Origin of the sequence: Sphaerisporangium sp. NPDC005288 (assembly GCF_040607475.1) — a bacterium.
Taxonomy (GTDB): domain Bacteria; phylum Actinomycetota; class Actinomycetes; order Streptosporangiales; family Streptosporangiaceae; genus Sphaerisporangium; species Sphaerisporangium rhizosphaerae.
Map to the genome: position 1 here is coordinate 1 of NZ_JBEXGT010000052.1, position 18,558 is coordinate 18,558.

An 18,558-nucleotide genomic window follows, 5' to 3' on the forward strand; every position below is an offset into this window, starting at 1 on the left:
GCCCGCGGGCCGCCGGCCTCGTCGCCGTCCGGGCCAGCCGGACCCGCCGGGTCCGCCGGGTCCGGGCGGTCGGTGACGACGATGGAGCCGCACTGCCGGGCCAGGGCGGTGAGGCGGGCGGCCGGCCAGCGGGGATCCAGCGCGGCGTACGCGGCGCCGCGCTTGAGGACGGCCAGCAGCACCGCCACCAGCCGCGCCGACCGGGGGAGCACGACCGGGACCGTCATCCCCGGCCCGACCCCCGCCTCGGCCAGGCGCACGGCGTACTCCTCCGACGCCGCGTCCAGCGCGCCGTAGGTCACCCGCACCTCGCCGTCGACCAGCGCGACGGCGCCGGGCCGCCGGGCCGCCTGTTCCCGGACCAGTTCGTGGATGGTGTCCACGCGGTACGGCAGCGCCGTCGCGTTCCATCGTGGATCCGGTCTCATGTCAGCTTCCCCATCCTTCCTGGCAGGTGCCGAGCAGCGTGCGCAGCCGCTCGGCGAGCACGGCGACGGCCGGGGGCCGCATGACCGAGTGGTGGTCGCCGGGGACGAGTTCGACGCTGAGCCGCGCGCCGGCGAGCCCGGTCCAGCCGAACGCGGCGTCCTGCCCGGCGTCGAGCTCGCGCACCGGCCGGTAGAGCACCACGGGATGGTCGAGGGTCTCTCCGGGGGTGAAGGCGCGCAGGTAGTCGTGCACCGCCAGGATGTTGTTCTTGTAGACCCGCAGCAGCCAGCCCAGTTGCTCCGGCCCGGCGTCGGCCGGCAGCACGTCGTGGCGCCGGGCGAGGTCGAGCAGGTGCGCGAGCCGCTGCTCCTCGGTCAGCTCGGCCAGGTCGGCGCGGGTGTCCTCGATGCCGAAGTGCCAGGCGAACCGCTTGAGCAGCGTCGTGTCGTCCAGGTCCGCGCCCGGGCCGCCCGCGGCCTCCTCCGCGCGCAGGCCCGCGGCGGCGGTGGCCGGGGACTCGCTGTCGATGAGCACCAGCACGCCGGTGCGCTGACCCTGGGCGCGCAGCACGCGGGTCATCTCGAAGGCGATGATCCCGCCCAGGCACCACCCGCCGATCAGGTACGGCCCCTCCGGCTGGATCCGGCGCATGCACTCGACGTACCGGGTGGCCATCTCCGTCAGGGTCGGCAGGGGCTCCTGGACCCCGTCCAGGCCGAGCGACTGCATGCCGTGGAACGGCTGGTCGGCGCCCAGGTTGCGGGCCAGGTCCAGGTAGCCCAGCGTGGTGCCGCCGCCCGCGTGGACGCAGAAGAACGGCCTGCGCGCGCCGAGCGCCTGGATCGGCACGGCGATCGGGTCCCGGGTGACCGGGCCGGCGCCGCCATCGGCGTCCCCGGCGATCCCGGCGTCCTGCCCGGCTGTACGGATGAGGCGGGCCATCGCCGCCACCGTGCCGTCGGTGAACAGGGACGCGAGCGGAAGGTTGTGCCCGGTCCGCCGGCGGATCTGCGCGATGAGCCGCACGGCCAGCAACGAGTTGCCGCCCGCCTCGAAGAAGTCGTCGGTCACGCCGAGCGGGCGGGTGCGCAGCGTGTCCCGCCAGATGGCGAGTAGTCGCGCCTCCTCCTCGTCCCGGGGCTCCACGACCTGCCGTTCCCGCGCACCGGCCACGGGCGCCCTGGCGAGCAGGGCCGCCCGGTCGACCTTGCCGTTCGGGGTGAGCGGCAGCGCGTCCATCGTCTCCACCGTGGCGGGGACCATGTGGTCGGGCAGGCGTTCGAGCAGGAACTCCCGAAGGCCCGGTACCTCGCCGGGGCCGTCGGCGCCGCAGGCGCGGCGGACGACGACGTAGGCGGCGAGCTGCCGGTCGCCCGCGGCGTCCTCGCGGGCCAGCACGGCGACGTCGCGGACCCGCGGATGCGTGCGGACCACGGCCTCGACCTCGGCCGGCTCCACGCGGAACCCGCGCACCTTGACCTGGTCGTCGACCCGGCCGAGGAACTCGTGCGCGCCGCCGGGCAGCCGCCGCACCCGGTCGCCCGTGCGGTACATCCGCCCGTCCGGGTCTCCGCCGACGTGGTCGGGCAGGAAGCGTTCGGCGGTGAGGCCGGGCCGGTTGAGGTAGCCGCGCGCCACCTGCGGCCCCGCGATGTACGCCTCGCCCGGCACCCAGTCGGGGACCGGGGTGAGCGACGGGTCGAGCACCAGCACCCTGGTCCGGCCGAGGGGACGGCCGATGGGCACGGTCCGGCACCGCGGGTCCATGCCGTCCGCGGTGACGGCGTGGGTGGTCGCGCCGACGGTCGTCTCGGTCGGGCCATAGTGGTTGACCACCGCGCAGGACGGCGCGAGCGACTCCACGCGGTCGACCAGGTCCGGCTGGCAGGGTTCGCCGCCGAGCACCAGCGCCGCGCGGGGCAGCAGGTCGCTCGGCCGGGTCGCCGCGTCCAGCAGGGCGCGCAGGTGGGACGGGACGATCTTCATGCGGTCGACCGGCTCGCGCCGCAGGTAGGCGGCGAGCCCGTCGGGGTCCGAGGCGCGGTCCTTGGTGATCAGGTGGAGCGTCCCGCCGTTGCAGAGGGCGTGGAACAGCGCCGTGTTGCCCAGGTCGGAGGCCAGCGACGAGACCATGGCGAAGCCGCCTGCCACGGGCGCTCCGAGCGCGGCGGTCAGCCCGGCCACGTAGTGCGCGAGCTGGTCGTGCTCGATGACCACGCCCTTGGGCGTCCCCGTCGTCCCCGAGGTGTAGATCACGTACGCGGGGGCGTGCCGCTCGGGCCGCGGCAGGGAACGGTCCGGAGCCGCCGCGCCCGGGGCGCGCGGCGGGTCCAGGTGGACGGCGCGGGCGCCCGCGGGGAGGCGAGAGGCCAGGTGGGCCTGGGTGAGCACCGGTCCCGCGCCGATGTCGTCGAGCAGGAAGGCCAGCCGCTTGGCCGGCGTGACCGGCTCGACGGGCACGTACGCGGCGCCCGCGAGCAGGATGCCGAGCACGCCGGCGATGGCGTCGAGACCCCGGTCGGCGAACAGCGGCACCAGGTCGCCGGGCCGCACACCGGCGTCCGCGAGCCGGGCGGCGACCCGCCGGGCGTGGTCGCGCAGTTCGGCGTAGGTGAGGCGCTCCTCCTCGCAGACCACGGCGACGGCGTCCGGCCTGGTGGCGGCGTGCCGCTCGAACAGTTCGTGCACCAGCTCGGGGTCACCGGCGACGCGCGCCGCCGACGGCTCGCGCGCCGGGCCGGGGTCCGCGCCGGCGTGCCGCCGGAACGGCCGTTCCGCGAGCGCGGTATCGCCGCCGTCCACGGTGCCGGTCGCGGTGCCGGTCGCGGTGCCGGTGGCTTCGCCGGTCAGGCGCAGCAGGCCGACGGGGGTCCCGGGCTCCGCGCTCGCGTGGGCGATGAGGGCGGTGAGGGCCGCGCCGAGCCCGGCGACGTCCGCGCGGTCGTACCGCCGCGGGCAGTGGCGCAGGGTCAGGCGCACGGTCCCCGCCAGCTCCACACAGCGGAGCTCCAGCGGGTGACGCCCGGGCCCATGGTCGATCGCCGCGATCGTGAAACCGGGCTCTCCCGCGGACGGCGCCGTGACGGCCTGGTAGGCGAACCCCACGGGGTGGGCCGGGGACGCCGTCTCACCGGCCGGGCCGGCGGGATCGGTCCGCCCGCCCGCACGCCCGGCCGTCCCCGTGAGCCCGCCCACCGGCGCCGGCGTCCCGCCAGGGCCGTCCGCCGGAGCGGCCTGTCCTGACGGCGTGGCGCCCGAGAGGCCGGACGGGCGTGGCGCGGCGTCCAGACGGGCGGTCTCGCGGGCCAGATCCGAGAAGGCGAGGGTCTCCGGCACCTCCAGGCTCAGGGGCGCGTCGTGGGTCAGCGGCCCGACCACGTCGCGCGCCTCGGTGGCGTCGCGGCCGTCCGCGGCGACGGTCAGGACCATCGACTGCTGCCGCGTGTAGCGGTAGAGGGTCGCGGTCCAGGAGGCGGCGAGCAGCGCCCGCACGGGGACCTCCAGCCGCTCGGCGGCCAGGCGCGCCCGGCTCCACGCCGCCGCGCCGATCTCCACGGCCACCTCGCCGGTCCCGGGATCGCCCGCGGGGTCGGGGACCGCCACCGTCCGCAGGAAAGGCAGCCGGGGCGGGCCCGCCGCCGCGGGAGCGGCGCCGGCCTCGGGGGGCGAAGGCAGGTCGTTCAGCCACTCCGACAGGTCCGCGTACTGCCAGCGGTCGGCGGCGTCGGAGAGGGGCTCGCCGCGGTACAGAGCGGCGAGCTCGTGGACCAGACGCTCCATGGCGGGGCCGTCGGCGCACAGGAGCGGTAATCGCAGCAGCATCGTGTGCCGCCGCGAGCTCTCCCGGCGCAGGGCCACCGACAGCAGACCGCCGGCCGTCAGGTCGAGCGGCCGCCCCGCCCAGCGGGCCACGGGGTCGTCCCCGTCCGGCACGGTCCCCGCCCACGGGGCCGAGGGGGCATCGTCTCCGGCCGGCGCGGTCCTCACCCACGGGGCCGAGAGGGCATCGTCTCCGGCCGGCGCGGTGCCGGACCGGAGCGCCATGGCGTCGTCGTGCCCGTCCGCAAGGGGGGCGGCCGGGGGGAGGTCCTCCAGCGGGACGCCTGCCGTGACGCTGATCACCTGTACCGGAAGGGTCAGCCCGGGAACGGCGTGGAACCCGGTCCGCAGGATCTCGTGCCGGCGTACGAGCTCGGCGATCGCCCGGCGCAGGACGCCGCGGTCGAGGTCGCCGTCGATCCGCACGGCGCAGACGATCGACGGCGCGGGCGCGCCCTCGCCGCCCGCCCGTACCCAGGTGTCGCGCTGCTGCGGCGACAGCGGGAAGCCCTCCAGCGCCTCGAACGCCTCGGACGCCTCGAATGACGTGGTCACTTTGTCTCCTCCTGCACGGCCGGGCCGATGGGATCGAATGCGGGGTACGACGCGGTCACTTGTTCTCCTCGTGCTCGCCGCCGGCGGCGGGGGACCCGGGCACGGGGTTGGGGTCGGTCATGGCGACCAGCACCTTGCGCGGCCCCTCGTAGGGGCGGCGGCCGTGGGACATCAGCACGTTGTCGATGAGCAGGACCTCGCCGGCGCTCCACGGCTCGGCCACGGTCTCGGCGGCGAACGCCGCCCTGACCTCCTCAAGCGCGGACTCCTCGATCGGCGTGCCGTCGCCGTACAGCGCGTTGCGGGGCAGGTCCTCCTCGCCCGAGGAGGCGAGCAGCGACTCGCGCACCTCGGCGGGCAGGCTGGAGGGGTGGAACAGGTGGGCCTGGTTGAACCAGGCGGCCTCGCCGGTCACCGGGTGGGACACCACGGCCTGGCAGACCTGCCAGGTGCGCAGCCGGCCCCCGTCGAACCACTCATAGAAGATCCCGAGATCGCGGAAGGTCCGCTCGGCCTCCTCGCGGTCGTCGGTCTCGAAGGCACGTTGCCACGACAGGTCCAGCCCGCCGCCGTAGTTGCGCACGTACCGCACCCCGCGCTCGGCGAAGCGCGCCCGCAGGGCCGGGTCGATGCGGCGCAGGACGCGGCGGCTGTCGGCCAGCGGCGTCTCACCGCCGGCGGCCGCCGGGTACTGGCAGTAGAACCAGAGCTTCATCGGCCACCGGGTGGAGTAGGCCATCTCGTTGTGCTGGGGGATGGTCTGGTCCGGCGGGTACTCCGTGGAGGTGTAGACGCCGCCCTTCTCGCGGCTGCGCGGGGTCGAGCCGTACACGTAGTTCAGCAGCTCGGGCGACAGGGCGCTGGAGACCGACTCGAACGCGGCGGCGGTGGTGACGTCGAACCCCTGGAAGCGGATCGCGCCCCGCTCGCCGAGCAGCCGTTCGACCCGTTCGTGGTTGTCCTTGAGCCAGCGCGCCAGGTCCACGCCGGGGACGCGGGGGCGGACCAGCACCGACAGGCCCCCCTCGGTGTCGATGGTGACCAGGTCCAGTTCGGAGAGCCGGATCGCGCGGCGGCGCGGCGCCCGGGTGGGCGTGCCCTCTTCAGTGGCGGTCAGGCCGGTGATCTCAGTGGTCATGGTTTCCTCCAGGAATCGTGATGTCCGACGGTCGGCCGGACGCCGCCATGGACGGCGGCAGGTGCGATCTCAGCCGCGCGAGCGGGGAGACCAGGACGAGGACGACGGGGACGGCAAGGCCGGCTCCCGCCACCAGGACGGCCGTGCGCAGCCCGGCATGGTCGCCGAGCAGGCCGCCGGCGAGCGCGCCGAGCGGCATCGTGCCGAAGACCAGGAAACGCATGGTCGCGTTGGCCCGCCCGAGGATGCGGGGCGGGGTGATGAGCTGGCGCAGGGTGACCACCGCGACGTCGAAGAGCGGGACGCCGCCGAGGAGCAGCATCAGGGCCGCCACCGCCCAGGCCACGCGCAGCGCGTACGGCCCGTCCACCGGGGCCAGCAGCAGGCCGCCGGCGGCGGTCACCGCCAGGCCCGCGGTGAGGGTGGGCCCGTAGCCGGCGCGCCGGATCAGCCGCTGCGCGACAGCGGCGCCCAGCACCGCGCCGAGGCTGCCGAGGCCGAGGACGAGCCCGACGACGGCCGGGGCCAGCCGGAGCTCGGTGAGGACGTACAGCACGAGGATGGCCAGCAGGATGTTGCCGAAGAAGTTGGCCACCGCCGCCGCCAGCACGTTCCACCGCAGAAGGGGGTGGCCGAGGACGAACCGCAGCCCCTCCCGCATCTCCCCCGCGACCGACCCCGCGACCGACCGACCTGCGACCGACCCCGCGACCGGCCCCGCGACCGACTCCGGCCCGGCCCCCGGGCCGGCCGTGGCCGCCGCCCCCGCGCCGGTCCCTGACACGGCGTGCGCGCCGCCCGGGCCCGTGCGCTCGTCCACCTTGAGGCGGCCGAGCAGCGTCGCCGAGAGCAGGAAGGACACCACGTCGGCGACGATCGCGAACGGCGCGGTCACCGCCTGCACCAGCACGCCGCCGAGGCCCGGGCCGACGGCCTCCGCCGACGCCCTGCTGACCTCCAGCTTGCCGTTGCCGTCGGCCAGTTGCGCGGGCGCGGCCAGGCTCGGCAGGAACGACTGGGCGGCGACCTCGGACAGCACGGTCATCGTGCCGACGACGAAGGTGACGGCGTAGAGCTGCCCGACCGTGAGCACGCCGAGCCAGGCGGCCACCGGGATCCAGGCCAGGACCGCCGCCCGTACCAGGTCGGCCGCGACCAGCAGCGGACGGCGCCGGGCCCGGTCGGCCAGCGCCCCGGCGAGCAGCCCGAACAGCAGCCACGGCGCGCGGCCGAGCGCGGCGAGCAGGCCCACCTCGAAGGGTCCGGCGTCCAGCGTGAGGACGGCCAGCAGCGGGAGCGCGACGAGGCTGACCTGGCTGCCGATCAGCGAGATCGTCTGACCGGTCCAGAACAGCCGGAAGCCCGCCTCCCGCAGGACACCCCGCACGGGGAGCGACGCCTCCACCGTGGCCGCGGTGTGGACTCCCTCCCCCCGTCCCCTCTCGCCGGCGATCACGCCTTGGTCCGGTTCCGCGATGCCCATCGCTCCGCCTCTCCCCTCGATGCCGGTGATCTGTGGCGTGCGGGAGCGCCGGGCACGCCGTTCGCGTGGTGACGCGCGCGGCCCCGTCCACCCCCGTGAGGCGCCCTTCGGCCGCCTCTCTCATGAAGGCGTTCCACCGCGTTCCACCGCGTTCCAGGACTCGGCTAATCGCCCCGGTACGTCAGGGTTTGAGGTCCTTTGCGGATATTTCTAGAACTGTAAATTTTCAGTTTGAAATAGTTCATTGACATGAACTAGTAGCCAAGGTCAGGATGTGGCGCGATCTTGATGAGCTCCTTACGCGAAGAGAGATGACCGATGTCCAGGTGTCCCGGGCCGCGAGGTTGGCGCACGCTCGCCGTCGTCGCCGTGGTGGGTGCGTTCGTGGGGGCGGGAACGCCTTGGGCCGCGGTGGCGGACGGCGGGCCGGCCGGCTCCCGCGCCGGCCGGCCCGCCGAGTGGCGGCAGGCGTCGGCGCGGGCCGCCGAGACCGGGGAGCAGGTCGAGGTGACCGGCGCCCGGACCGAGTTCTCCACCACGTACGCCAACCCCGACGGGGAGTCCTTCCGGCTCGAACAGTCGACGGTGCCCGTGCGGGTCAAGGGGGCGGGGGGCGCGTGGGTGACGCCGGACGCCACCCTCCAGCGCCGCGCCGACGGCACCGTGGCCCCGGTGGCCGCCGCCGTCCGGCTGAGCTTCTCCGGGGGCGGCGCCGCCCGGCTGGTCAGCATCACCCGTGACGGCCGCACCCTCGAGCTCGGATGGCCGGCCCCCCTGCCGGCGCCGGTGCTGGACGGCCCGAACGCCACCTACCGCGACGTGCTGCCGGACGTCGACCTCAGGATGACCGCGACGACCGAGGGCTTCAGCCAGGTCCTGGTCGTCAAGACCCCGCAGGCCGCCGCGAACCCCGCGCTCGAGCGCGTCGACTACGCGGTCACCTCCTCCGGCCTGAAGGTCGAGCAGACCGAGGACGGCGGCATGTCCGCGACCGACGGCAACGCCACCGAGGTCTTCTCCTCCCCGCCCGCCGCCATGTGGGACTCCACCGGCGACCCGGCCGCCGGCCGGCCCGCCGCGACGAGCGGGCCGGCCGCGTCGCTCAGCGGGCGGGCGCCCGCCTCCGCCACGCCGGAGGACGGAACGGCCCTCGCCGCGGAACCGGACGGCGCCGACGGCCCCGCCCCCGGCGCACGCCAGGCTCAGCTGCCCATCGAGGTCGGCGGCGGCACGCTCGCGGTCGTGCCCGACACCGGCCTGCTCCGGCAGAAGGACCAGGGCGCCTACCCGGTCTACATCGACCCGAGCGTCACCTGGGGCGAGAGCGACCGGACGCTGCTGCGCTCGGACGGGTACGAGTCCTACAACTGGAGCAACGGCGACGACAACGAGGGCAAGGGCGTCGGCCACTGCGGCACCTGGAGCGGCTACTACTGCGGCCCCGGCTACACCCAGCGCCTGTACTTCCAGTTCTCCCCCGCGAGCCTGAAGGGCAAGCAGGTGCTGGGCGCGGCCTTCCGCGTCACCGAGCCGTGGGCGTTCCAGTGCTCCCCCCGATGGGTCGACCTGGTCCGCACCAACAACATCTCCTCCGCCACGACCTGGGCGAGCCGGCCCAAGGAGCTCGACTGGATGGTCGACCGCAACGTCTCGGCGGGCCGCGGCTCGGCGTGCGACCCCGACGAGCCGGCCGCGCCGATCGAGTTCCGCGACAACCCCGAGGAGACCAACGAGAACCTCACCCCCACCGTGAAGGACTTCGCGGCCGGCAAGTTCTCCAAGCTGACCCTGGAACTGCGGGCGCACGACGAGAGCGACACCTCCGCCTGGAAACGTTTCCGGAACGACGCCGTGCTGGTCGTCGACTACGTGGGGATGCCCGGCGTGCCGACCGGCGTCGGCCTGGTCACCGGGTCGGGAACGGTCTGCGAGACCAAGGAGTCGGCGCCCGCGGTCGTCTCCGACCCCACGCCGGCCATGGCGACGGTCCCGCAGACCCTGGCGGGCGGTGAGTCCGGCGCGATGCTCCGGGGGGCGTTCTACGTCCAGAAGAAGAACTCCGACGGCACCTGGACGCAGGCGTTCTCCACCATCGAGCGGCCGGCGAGCGGACACGTCGGCGACAACGTGAAGGTGACCGCGGACGCGCCGACGCTGACCGAAGGCGTGCTCTACCGCTACGACTCCTGGACGCGCTCGTACTACGGCAACTACACCAAGTGGCTGGCCGGGACCAGCAGCTACCTGAGCGCGGGCTGGTGCTACTTCAAGGTCGACCCGACCGCGCCGAAGGCGCCGGTGGTCACCCCCGGCGCCCCGTACACCGCGTGCACCACCACCGCGTGCACGGCGGCCGGCGGCCCGGGGCTGGGCGCGACGTTCACCTTCGCGCCGGCGTCGGGCGACGCCAACAACGTGGCCTACCAGTACCGCCTGTCCACCACGCCCACCTGGTCGGCGGACGTCCAGGGCGCCACGGTCAAACCGATGATCACGCCGGGGGCCTCGGGCACCTTCAGCCTGTACGTCCGCGCCAAGGACAACGTGGGCCGCTACGGCGCCACCACCGTCCTTGACTTCCTGGTCGCCGCGGGCGCGGGCCCGGTCGGCAGGTGGCACTTCGGCGAGGACGCGGGCGCCGCCGCCGACTCCTCCACCGGCGCGGCCCGGCACGACGCCACCCTCGGCGGCGGCGCGGTGCGGGACGGCCGGGGACGCCGCGGCGAGCTGTGGTACGACGAGGACGGCACCGCGCTGACCACCCCGAAGACCGACAAGGGCCTGAGCCTGAACGGCACGTCGGCCTACGCCGCCACCTCCGGGCCGGTGCTGGAGACGCGTTCGGCCTACTCGGTCGCCGCCTGGGTGCGGATGGACCAGACCACCACGCCGGGCACCGTCCTGTCGCAGGACGGCGCCGGAGGCTACAGCCCCTTCAACCTCTGGTACGACGTGGGCCGGGTGTCCTACTGCTTCGGCGTCAAGGACGCCGACGCGGCGACGGGCAAGGCGTATTTCGGGGTCTGCGCGAAGAACAACACCGCGCAGGTGAACGCGTGGACCCACCTGGCGGGCACCTACGACCCGGCGACGCAGAAGCTCGCCTTCTATGTCAACGGCCTGCCACAGGGCACCGCGACCGTCGCGGGCGCCTGGTCGGCCACCGGACCGTTCGAGATCGGCCGCTACACCTGGGCCGGCCTGTTCCAGCACTACCTGGCCGGCTCCGTCGACGAGGTCGCCGCCTGGCAGCGCGTCCTGACCCCCGAGGAGGTCGCGTCGCAGGCGCGGTCGGAGTCCCCGGCGTCGGGGCGTGATGACATGGAGCTGGTGGCCGACTGGGATCCGGCGGGTGCCGCCGGGACGGCGCTGCCCGACACGCTGTCCGGCTACGGCCGCTCGCTGACCCTGGCCGGCGGCGCGACGCTGGACGGCGAGGGCCTGGTGCTGGACGGCGTGGACGACGCGGCCACCGCCCCGGGGCCGGTCGTCGACGACACCGGCTCGTTCACCGTGACCGCGAAGGTCCAGCTCGACCAGGACAAGGCCCTCGCGATGCCGATCGGCTCGCTCGGCCAGGTGGCCGGGCAGCGTACCGCCGACGGCTCCTCGTGGGGCCTGTGGTTCGAGCTGACCGGCAAAGAGACCCGGCTGGACGACGACGGCAACGAGGTGGCCGTGCCGGTCGGCTTCTGGCGCTTCGGCCGGGTCGGCAAGGACGGCGCCAAGAGCTGGGTGAGCTCCGAGGACACGGCGAGCCCGGACAGCGCCGTGCGGCTGACCGGCGTCTACGACGCCCTGGCCCCGGGCGGCCCGGTGGTGCGGCTCTACGTCGGCCACGAGCAGAACGACCTCGACCTGGCCTACACCGCGGCCGCCGGGTCCGGGGAGTTCGCGGTCGGCAAGGGCTTCAGCGCCACCGCCTGGAGCCACTTCCTGGCCGCCGAGCTCACCGACCTGCGCCTGTGGGCGGGCGCCCTGTCCGACTCCGACCAGCTCGACGCCGTCGTCGGCGACTGACGGAGTGCGGGGACCGGCACCCCGGTCCCCGCACGTCCTCACCCCCGGTTGATCCCGGTTCTCTGTTCCTCTCGAGGAGGTTGGGTCATGCGTCGGCCCGTAATGCGCGCTGCCTTGGCGACCGCGATGGCAGTGATGGTGACACTGGTGCTGGGGGTGACGCCCGCGGCCTCCGCCGCGGCGGGCCCACCCGGCGCGCCCCCCGTACCGCAGCAGCGGTCCAGCCAGGTCAGAGCCATGAACGCGACCGGCGCCAGGAAGGCGCGCGAGCAGGTCGCGGCCTCCCAGGCGCGCAACGACGCCTGGGCCGCCCGGGCGGCCAGGGAGCGCAGGGCCGCCTGGCCCAAGGCCGGCACGGCGCAGGTCCCGCTCGGCGCCGCGAGCGTCACCGTGGGAGACCTGCCCGTCACCCTGACCCCGGCGCCCGGAAAGGACGCCGGCACGACGGCGGCGAAGCCCCCCGGCACCGCGGCAGGCACCGCGGCAGGCACCGCGGCAGGCGTGGCGGCAGGCGTGGCGGCCGGTACGGCGGCGCGCGTGCGGGTGCTCGACCGCGCCGCCGCCGAGGCGGCCGGGGTGGACGGCGTGCTGCTGACCGCCTCGGCGCCGGCCTCCGGCGAGGCCCGGCTGAGCGTCGGCTACGCCTCCTTCGCCTCGGCGTACGGCGGCGGATGGGGCGGCCGGCTGCGCTTGGTGGGACTTCCCGCCTGTGCGCTGACGACGCCCGCGCTGGAGGAGTGCCGCACGCGCACCCCGCTGGCCTCGGTCAACTCCTCCGCCACGCTCACCCTGTCGGCGCCGGTCACCCTCGGGGCCGCTCCGGCCGTGTTCGCCGCGGAGGCCCTGGCCCCGACCGGCGAGGCGCCCGACGGCGGCGGCGACTACTCGGCCACGCCGCTCGGCGCGTCGTCCACCTGGGAGGCGGGCGGCGGCTCCGGCGCGTTCACCTGGTCCTACCCGATGGCGCCGGTGGAGCCCCCCGCCGGGCCCTCCCCCGCGCTGGACCTGTCCTACGACTCCGGCGGCATCGACGGGCGCACGGCCGCCGGCAACAACCAGGGCACCTCGGTCGGCGAGGGATTCGAGACGGCCGCCGCCTCCTACATCGACCGCCAGTACGGCCCCTGCGACGAGGACGGTCACGACCAGCAGTACGACCTGTGCTGGAAGTACGAGAACGCCTCGCTCGTGCTGAACGGCAGGTCCACCGAACTGGTCAAGGACGACACCGGCCACGCCTGGCGGCTGAAGAACGACGACGCCTCCACCGTCACCTGGTCCACCGGCGCCGCCAACGGCGACGACGACGGCGAGTACTGGATCGTCACCACCGGCGACGGCACCAAGTACTACTTCGGCCTGGACAAGCTGACCGGCGCGGGCGCCGAGCGCACCAACTCGGTGTGGACGGTCCCGGTGTACGGCGACGACTCCGGCGAACCCGGCTACACCAAGGGCGACGCCTTCGCCGACCGGGCGGTCACCCAAGCGTGGCGCTGGAACCTGGACTACGTCGAGGACACCCACGGCAACGCCATGTCGTACTGGTACACCAAGGAGACCAACTACTACCGCAAGAACAAGGCCGACACCGCCACCACCCTCTACACCCGCGGCGGCTACCTGGACCGCATCCTGTACGGGCAGCGGTCCGACACGCTGTTCACCGCGACCGCCCCCGACAAGGTGTCCTTCTCCTACAGCGAGCGCTGCACGGACGGCGACTGCTCCAGCCTGACCAAGGACACCGCCGAGCGCTGGCCCGACGTCCCCTTCGACGCGATCTGCGCCAAGGACGCGAGCAAGGACGACTGCCACACCGAGAGCCCCGACTTCTTCTCCCGCAAGCGGCTGGTGAAGGTCGACACCTCCGTCCTGTCCGGCACGGCGTACAAGCCGGTCGACTCCTGGGCGTTCACCCAGAAGTACCTGGACGGCGGCGACATCGGCACCTCCGCCGACCAGACGCTGTCGCTGACGTCGATCGTGCGCACCGGGTCGCCCACGGACGGGCCCGTGACGCTCGACCCGGTCTCCTTCACCTACGCGATGCGCCCCAACCGGGTCGCCGGCGGCACCCAGCCCGGCGGCGGCGACATCCTTCCGCTCACCAGGCCGCGCCTGGAGACGATCACCTCGGAGACCGGGGCGCTCACGACGGTCAGCTACAACGAGCCCGAGTGCGTGCGCGGCTCGGCGATGCCGGCGGCCGAGGACGCCGGCAACGGCTCGTGCTACCCGCAGTTCTGGCACGTCAACGGGGCCTCCGACGCCTCGGTCGACTGGTTCCACAAGTACCGCGTGCTGGCGGTGAACATCGCCGACCCGGCCGGGGACAACCCGCTCACCGAGTACTCCTACGCCTACGACAAGCCGGCCTGGCACTACAACGACAGCCCGTTCATCCCCGCCGGCGAGCGCACCTGGTCGCTGTGGCGCGGCTACCAGAAGGTCACCGCCTCCACCGGCTCCGCCGGCGGCACCCAGACCACGACCGTCTCGGTCTTCCTGCAGGGCATGAACGGCGACCGGCTGCTGAAGTCGGCGAGCCCCCGGGTCGTCGACCCCGACCGGCGGCGCGCCGCCTCGGTGCCCGGCCTGGACGCAACCGGGCTCGACGTGCCCGACTTCACCGACGCCGAGCAGTACGCGGGCTACACCCGCGAGGAGGTCACCTACGACGGCGCCGTCCCGATCGAGGTGACGGTGAACGACCCCTGGTCGTCGCGGACCGCGACCCAGCACAAGTCCTATGCCGACACCGAGGCGTACTACCTGCGCACCGGCAGGTCGTACGAGCACACCTACCTCACGGTCCCGAAGACCTGGCGCACCGTCTCCACCGCCACCACCTACGACGGCTACGGCATGCCGGTCACGCAGGACGCCACCGGGGACACCGCCAAGAGCGGCGACGAGACCTGCACCCGCACCTGGTACGCGCGCGACGACGCCAAGGGCATCAACACGCTGGTCTCCCGCACCCGCCAGGTCGGGCGGCCCTGCTCGGTGAAGGAGGCCGACCTGTCGCTGCCCGCCGACGGCGCCACCGCCGGCGACGTGCTGTCCGACACCGCCACCGTCTACGACAACGCCTCGGCGACGGGCTGGTCCGCCGGCCAGAAGCCGGCCAAGGGCGAGGAGAGCTGGACCGGCCGCGCCACCGGCTACCCGGCGGCGGTCACCGGCGGCGACCGGCCGCCGACCGGCTGGCAGCGCACGGCGAAGACGACCTTCGACACGCTGGGCAGGCCCCTGGTCGTCACCGACGCGGGCGGCAACCCCACCACCACCGCCTACACCCCCACCGGCGCCGGCGTGCCCACCAAGACGGTGGTCACCAACGCCAAGCAGCAGAAGACCACCGTCTTCCTCGACGGGACGCGCGGGCAGCCGCTGCGCACCTACGACCCCAACGACGCCAAGACCGAGCAGACCTACGACGGCCTCGGCAGGCTGACCGGGGTGTGGCTGCCCGACCGCAGCAAGGGCGGCGGCGAGACCCCCAGCATGGCCTACTCCTATGTGTTCGAACGGGGCAAGGCGCCCGCGATCGGCACCTCCACCGTCCGGTCGTCCACCACGGCGAACTGGACGTACCAAATCTTCGACTCGCTGCTGCGGCCCATGCAGACCCAGCAGCCGACGCCGAACGGCGGCCGGCTGCTGACCGACACCCGCTACGACTCGCGCGGCCTGGCCTACGAGACCTACGCCGACATCTTCGACGCCGGGCACACGCCGAACGCCACCTACAGCCGGGAGGAGTACGGCGAGGTGCCCAAGCAGACCAACCGCGTCTTCGACGGCGCCGGACGCCCGACCAGCAGCACCTTCCTCACCTACGGCGTGCCGAAGTGGACGACCACCACCGCCTACACCGGTGACTCCACCGCCACCAGCGCCGTGACCGGCGGCAAGGCGACCCGCACCATCACCGACGCGCTGGGACGCACCGTCGAGAGCCGCGAGTACGGCTCGCCCTCGCCGGCCGACACCCAGTACGGCTCCATGACCGCGGGCGGGTACGCCTCCACCTCCTTCGCCTACACCCCCGGCGGCCGACAGCGGACCGTCACCGGCCCCGACGGCGCCCAGTGGTCCTACACCTACGACCTGTTCGGGCGGCAGGCGGGCATCACCGACCCCGACAAGGGCGCCGGCACCCTGCGCTACACCGCGCTCGACCAGCCGGACACCGTCACCGGCGCGAACGGCTCGGTGCTGCTGTACGGCTACGACGAGCTCGGCCGCAGGACCGGGCTGTGGTCGGGGTCGCGCACCGACGCCGGAAAACTGGCCGCCTGGACCTACGACACCGTGGTCCAGGGGCGGCTCGCGTCCGCGACCAGCTACGAGGGCGGCGCCGTCGCCACCGGCAGGGCCTACACCCGCAAGGTCCTGAGCTACGACGCGCTGTACCGCGCGACGAGCACCGAGATCGACCTCGACCAGAAGGACCCGATGGTCGTCTCCGGCGCGGCCAGGACCTCCTACACCTTCGGCGGCGCCTACAACCCGGACGCCACCCTGAAGAGCTCGACCGAGCCGGCGGCCGGAGGTCTGGCCGCGGAGACCGTCAGCCTGACCTACACGGCGACCGGCCAGGTCGTGAAGGTCACCGGCACCCAGGACTACCTCCAGGCGGCCGACTACAACCCGCTCGGCCGGCCCCAGCAGCTCACCCTGGCCCTGTCGGGGGACGCCGCCGCCAAGAAGACCTACATCAGCAACACCTACGAGGAGGGCACCGACCGGCTGAAGAGGTCCTTCGTCACCACCCAGTCCACGCCGGTCAAGCCGCAGGACCTCACCTACCACTACGACGACGCGGGAAACGTCACCGAGATCGCCGACACCCCGACCCAGGACGGCGCGGGCGCGAGCGACTTCCAGTGCTTCGCCTACGACGGGCAGCGCCGCCTGACCGAGGCGTGGACGCCGGCCACCGACGACTGCACCAGCAGGACGCTGGGCGGGGCCGCGCCGTACCGCACCGGGTACACCTACAACAGCGCGGGCATGCGCAGCACGGAGACCGGCTACACCGGCGGAGCGGCCGCCACCTCGACGTACTGCTACGGCGACACCGCCAGGCGGCACGCTCTCACCGCGGTCACCTCCGCCGCGTCCTGCACGGGCGTGACGCCGACCTACTCCTACGACAAGTCCGGCAACACGACCGGGCGGGGTGGCCAGACGCTGACCTGGGACGCGCAGGGCCGGGTCTCCACCGTGACGCAGGGCGCGCAGAAGGCCACCTACGTGTACGACGCCGACGGCGAGGTGCTGCTCCGCCGCGCGGAGGGCGACGGCGAGAGCGTCCTGTACCTCGGCGCCACCGAGATCCACCAAAGCAGGACCGGCACCGCCGTCAAGAACTGGGCCGTCCGTTCCTACACGGCCGGCGACCAGGTCATCGCGGTGCGCAGCACGGAAACGGGGACGAACACGGTCACGTTCGTCGCCGGAGACCAGCACGGCACCTCCTCGCTCGCGGTCGACGCGAGCAGCCAGGCGATCGCCAAGCGGTACACGACCCCGTTCGGCGCGCCGCGCGGCGCCCCGTCCGGCCGGCCATGGCCCGACGACAAGGGCTTCCTCGGCAAGACCGCCGACGAGGACACCGGGCTCACCTACGTCGGCGCCCGCCTGTACGACCCGCTGACCGGCAGGTTCCTGAGCGTGGACCCGGTGCTGTCCACCGACCAGAGCCAGTCGCTGAACGGCTACTCCTACGGCAACCAGAACCCGGCCACCTTCAGCGACCCGACGGGCGAGGAGATCGGGTCCAGGCCCAACTCCTGCCAGTACGACCTGAAGTACTGCGACCAGGCGACACAGGACGCCGTCGGCTACGACCCCAAGACCGGCACCGCCGACCCGGCGCGGAAGAAAAAGAAGAAGAAGCAGCCGACGCCCTCCCCGAGCCCGGGCCCGGCGCCCAAGGCCCCGCCCGGCGGGTGCTTCTGCAAGGGCAACGGGGTCGACCTCAGCACGGCGCTGCTGCTCCACCCGTTCCACTGGGGCAACAACACCAACGGCGCGAACGAGATGGCCTGGCTCTACCACAAGGGGAAGATGCACGACGGCATCTGCGAACGCCATTCGCTGCAGTACGTCTGCTACAGCAGCTCCCCCGGCGGCGACCAGCCGATGACCATCGGCGACGTGCTGTTCTACCCGTACTCCAAGCAGGCCTACCAGCAGCAGATGCAGGAGGAGAAGCAGCGCCGCGAGGACATCGCCAAGACCAGCAAGGTCTCCGGGCGCGCGCAGGCCGACGCCTACGGGCCGAACCTGGAGAAGCACGAGGCGGTGCACTCCCGGCAGTGGGCGGCCTCCGCCACCGCCGTCGACTTCGTCGCCCGGTACGCCGCCGCCGCGGCCTACTCCCAGCACAAGGTCGGCGACCCGGCGTCCATGAACAAGTACGAGATGGAGGCCAACCTGTGGTGGGGAAGCTACTGGACCTGGCGGCCCCTCGAATACCGGATGCCGGGGACCTAGAGAGGAAGATGGAACGGTGATTCGCAGAAGGCGGCCCGGGCTCACGCGCGGGGCCGCCGCACTGACCGCCCTGGCCGCCCTGGTCTCCTTCGGCGCGGGATGCACGCCCGCGCCGAAGGGCGTCCTCGCCGTCGAAAGGGCCGCGGACGGCGGCGCGCGGCTGCTGCTGGCCGACTGCCCCGGCTACCTGGCCAAGGACTTCTCCGTCCTGGCCGACACCGCTGCCGGCGGCGGCGGCGGGCCGGCGGCCTGGAGCGTGCACAACGGCGGCTGGACCTCCTCGGTGCGCGCCGTCCAGCTCTTTCAGAACCCGCCCGCCGGCTGGCGCGCCACGGGGAGCGAGCTGACCGCGCTCCGCGAGGGCGTCCCCTATGTCGCCACCGTCAGCGGCGCCATGGGCGAGAGGAGCCTCAAGGGACGGGTGCCGTTCACCGCCGCCGACCTGGCCGGTCTGGGGAACGGTGAGGTGCTGGCCTGGGACGGAGGGGACGGCAACACCACGATGCACCGGGACGACTTCCTGCGCGCCGACCCGGACCGCTGCCGCCCATGAGCGGCGACGCCTCCCCACCCAGGGGTGACGTCGACTCCCCTACCCAGAGGG

Annotated in this window: 7 protein-coding genes; 3 read left to right on the plus strand and 4 right to left on the minus strand. The window is 73.8% G+C overall.

Going from position 1 to position 18,558, the window contains the following annotated elements; all coding sequences use genetic code 11:
• From ABZU32_RS34925 to ABZU32_RS34940, 4 genes are all read right to left on the minus strand, one after another.
• Positions 1-428 (minus strand): AMP-binding protein (locus ABZU32_RS34925; protein WP_354929340.1); only part of this gene is annotated, 428 nt, incomplete at its 3' end.
• A 1-nt stretch (position 429) separates the two neighbouring features.
• Positions 430-4,803: an amino acid adenylation domain-containing protein gene (locus tag ABZU32_RS34930; RefSeq protein ID WP_354929344.1), complete on the minus strand. Its 4,374-nt coding sequence runs from the start codon at positions 4,801-4,803 to the stop codon at positions 430-432.
• Positions 4,804-4,858: 55 nt separating this feature from the next.
• Entirely contained in the window at positions 4,859-5,941 is a 1,083-nt protein-coding gene (locus ABZU32_RS34935; RefSeq protein ID WP_354929347.1) for a TauD/TfdA family dioxygenase, read from the minus strand.
• A complete protein-coding gene (locus ABZU32_RS34940; RefSeq protein ID WP_354929350.1) occupies positions 5,931-7,424 on the minus strand; it encodes an MFS transporter in 1,494 nt (497 codons plus the stop codon). The genes ABZU32_RS34935 and ABZU32_RS34940 overlap by 11 nt, the downstream gene beginning before the upstream one ends.
• A 318-nt stretch (positions 7,425-7,742) precedes the next feature.
• Between ABZU32_RS34940 and ABZU32_RS34945 the strand changes: the two genes are divergently transcribed.
• The 3 genes from ABZU32_RS34945 (at position 7,743) to ABZU32_RS34955 (ending at position 18,507) form a co-directional block, all read left to right on the plus strand.
• Positions 7,743-11,444, plus strand: a complete 3,702-nt coding sequence (locus ABZU32_RS34945) for a LamG-like jellyroll fold domain-containing protein (protein WP_354929353.1) — start codon at positions 7,743-7,745, stop codon at positions 11,442-11,444.
• Positions 11,445-11,570: 126 nt separating this feature from the next.
• Complete coding sequence (locus tag ABZU32_RS34950) at positions 11,571-17,954, plus strand: RHS repeat-associated core domain-containing protein (RefSeq protein WP_354929356.1); 6,384 nt, start codon at positions 11,571-11,573, stop codon at positions 17,952-17,954.
• Positions 17,955-17,970: 16 nt separating this feature from the next.
• Positions 17,971-18,507 carry a hypothetical protein gene (locus ABZU32_RS34955; RefSeq protein ID WP_354929359.1) on the plus strand — a complete coding sequence of 179 codons (537 nt, stop codon included), beginning with the start codon at positions 17,971-17,973 and terminating at the stop codon, positions 18,505-18,507.
• Positions 18,508-18,558: the final 51 nt, after the last annotated feature.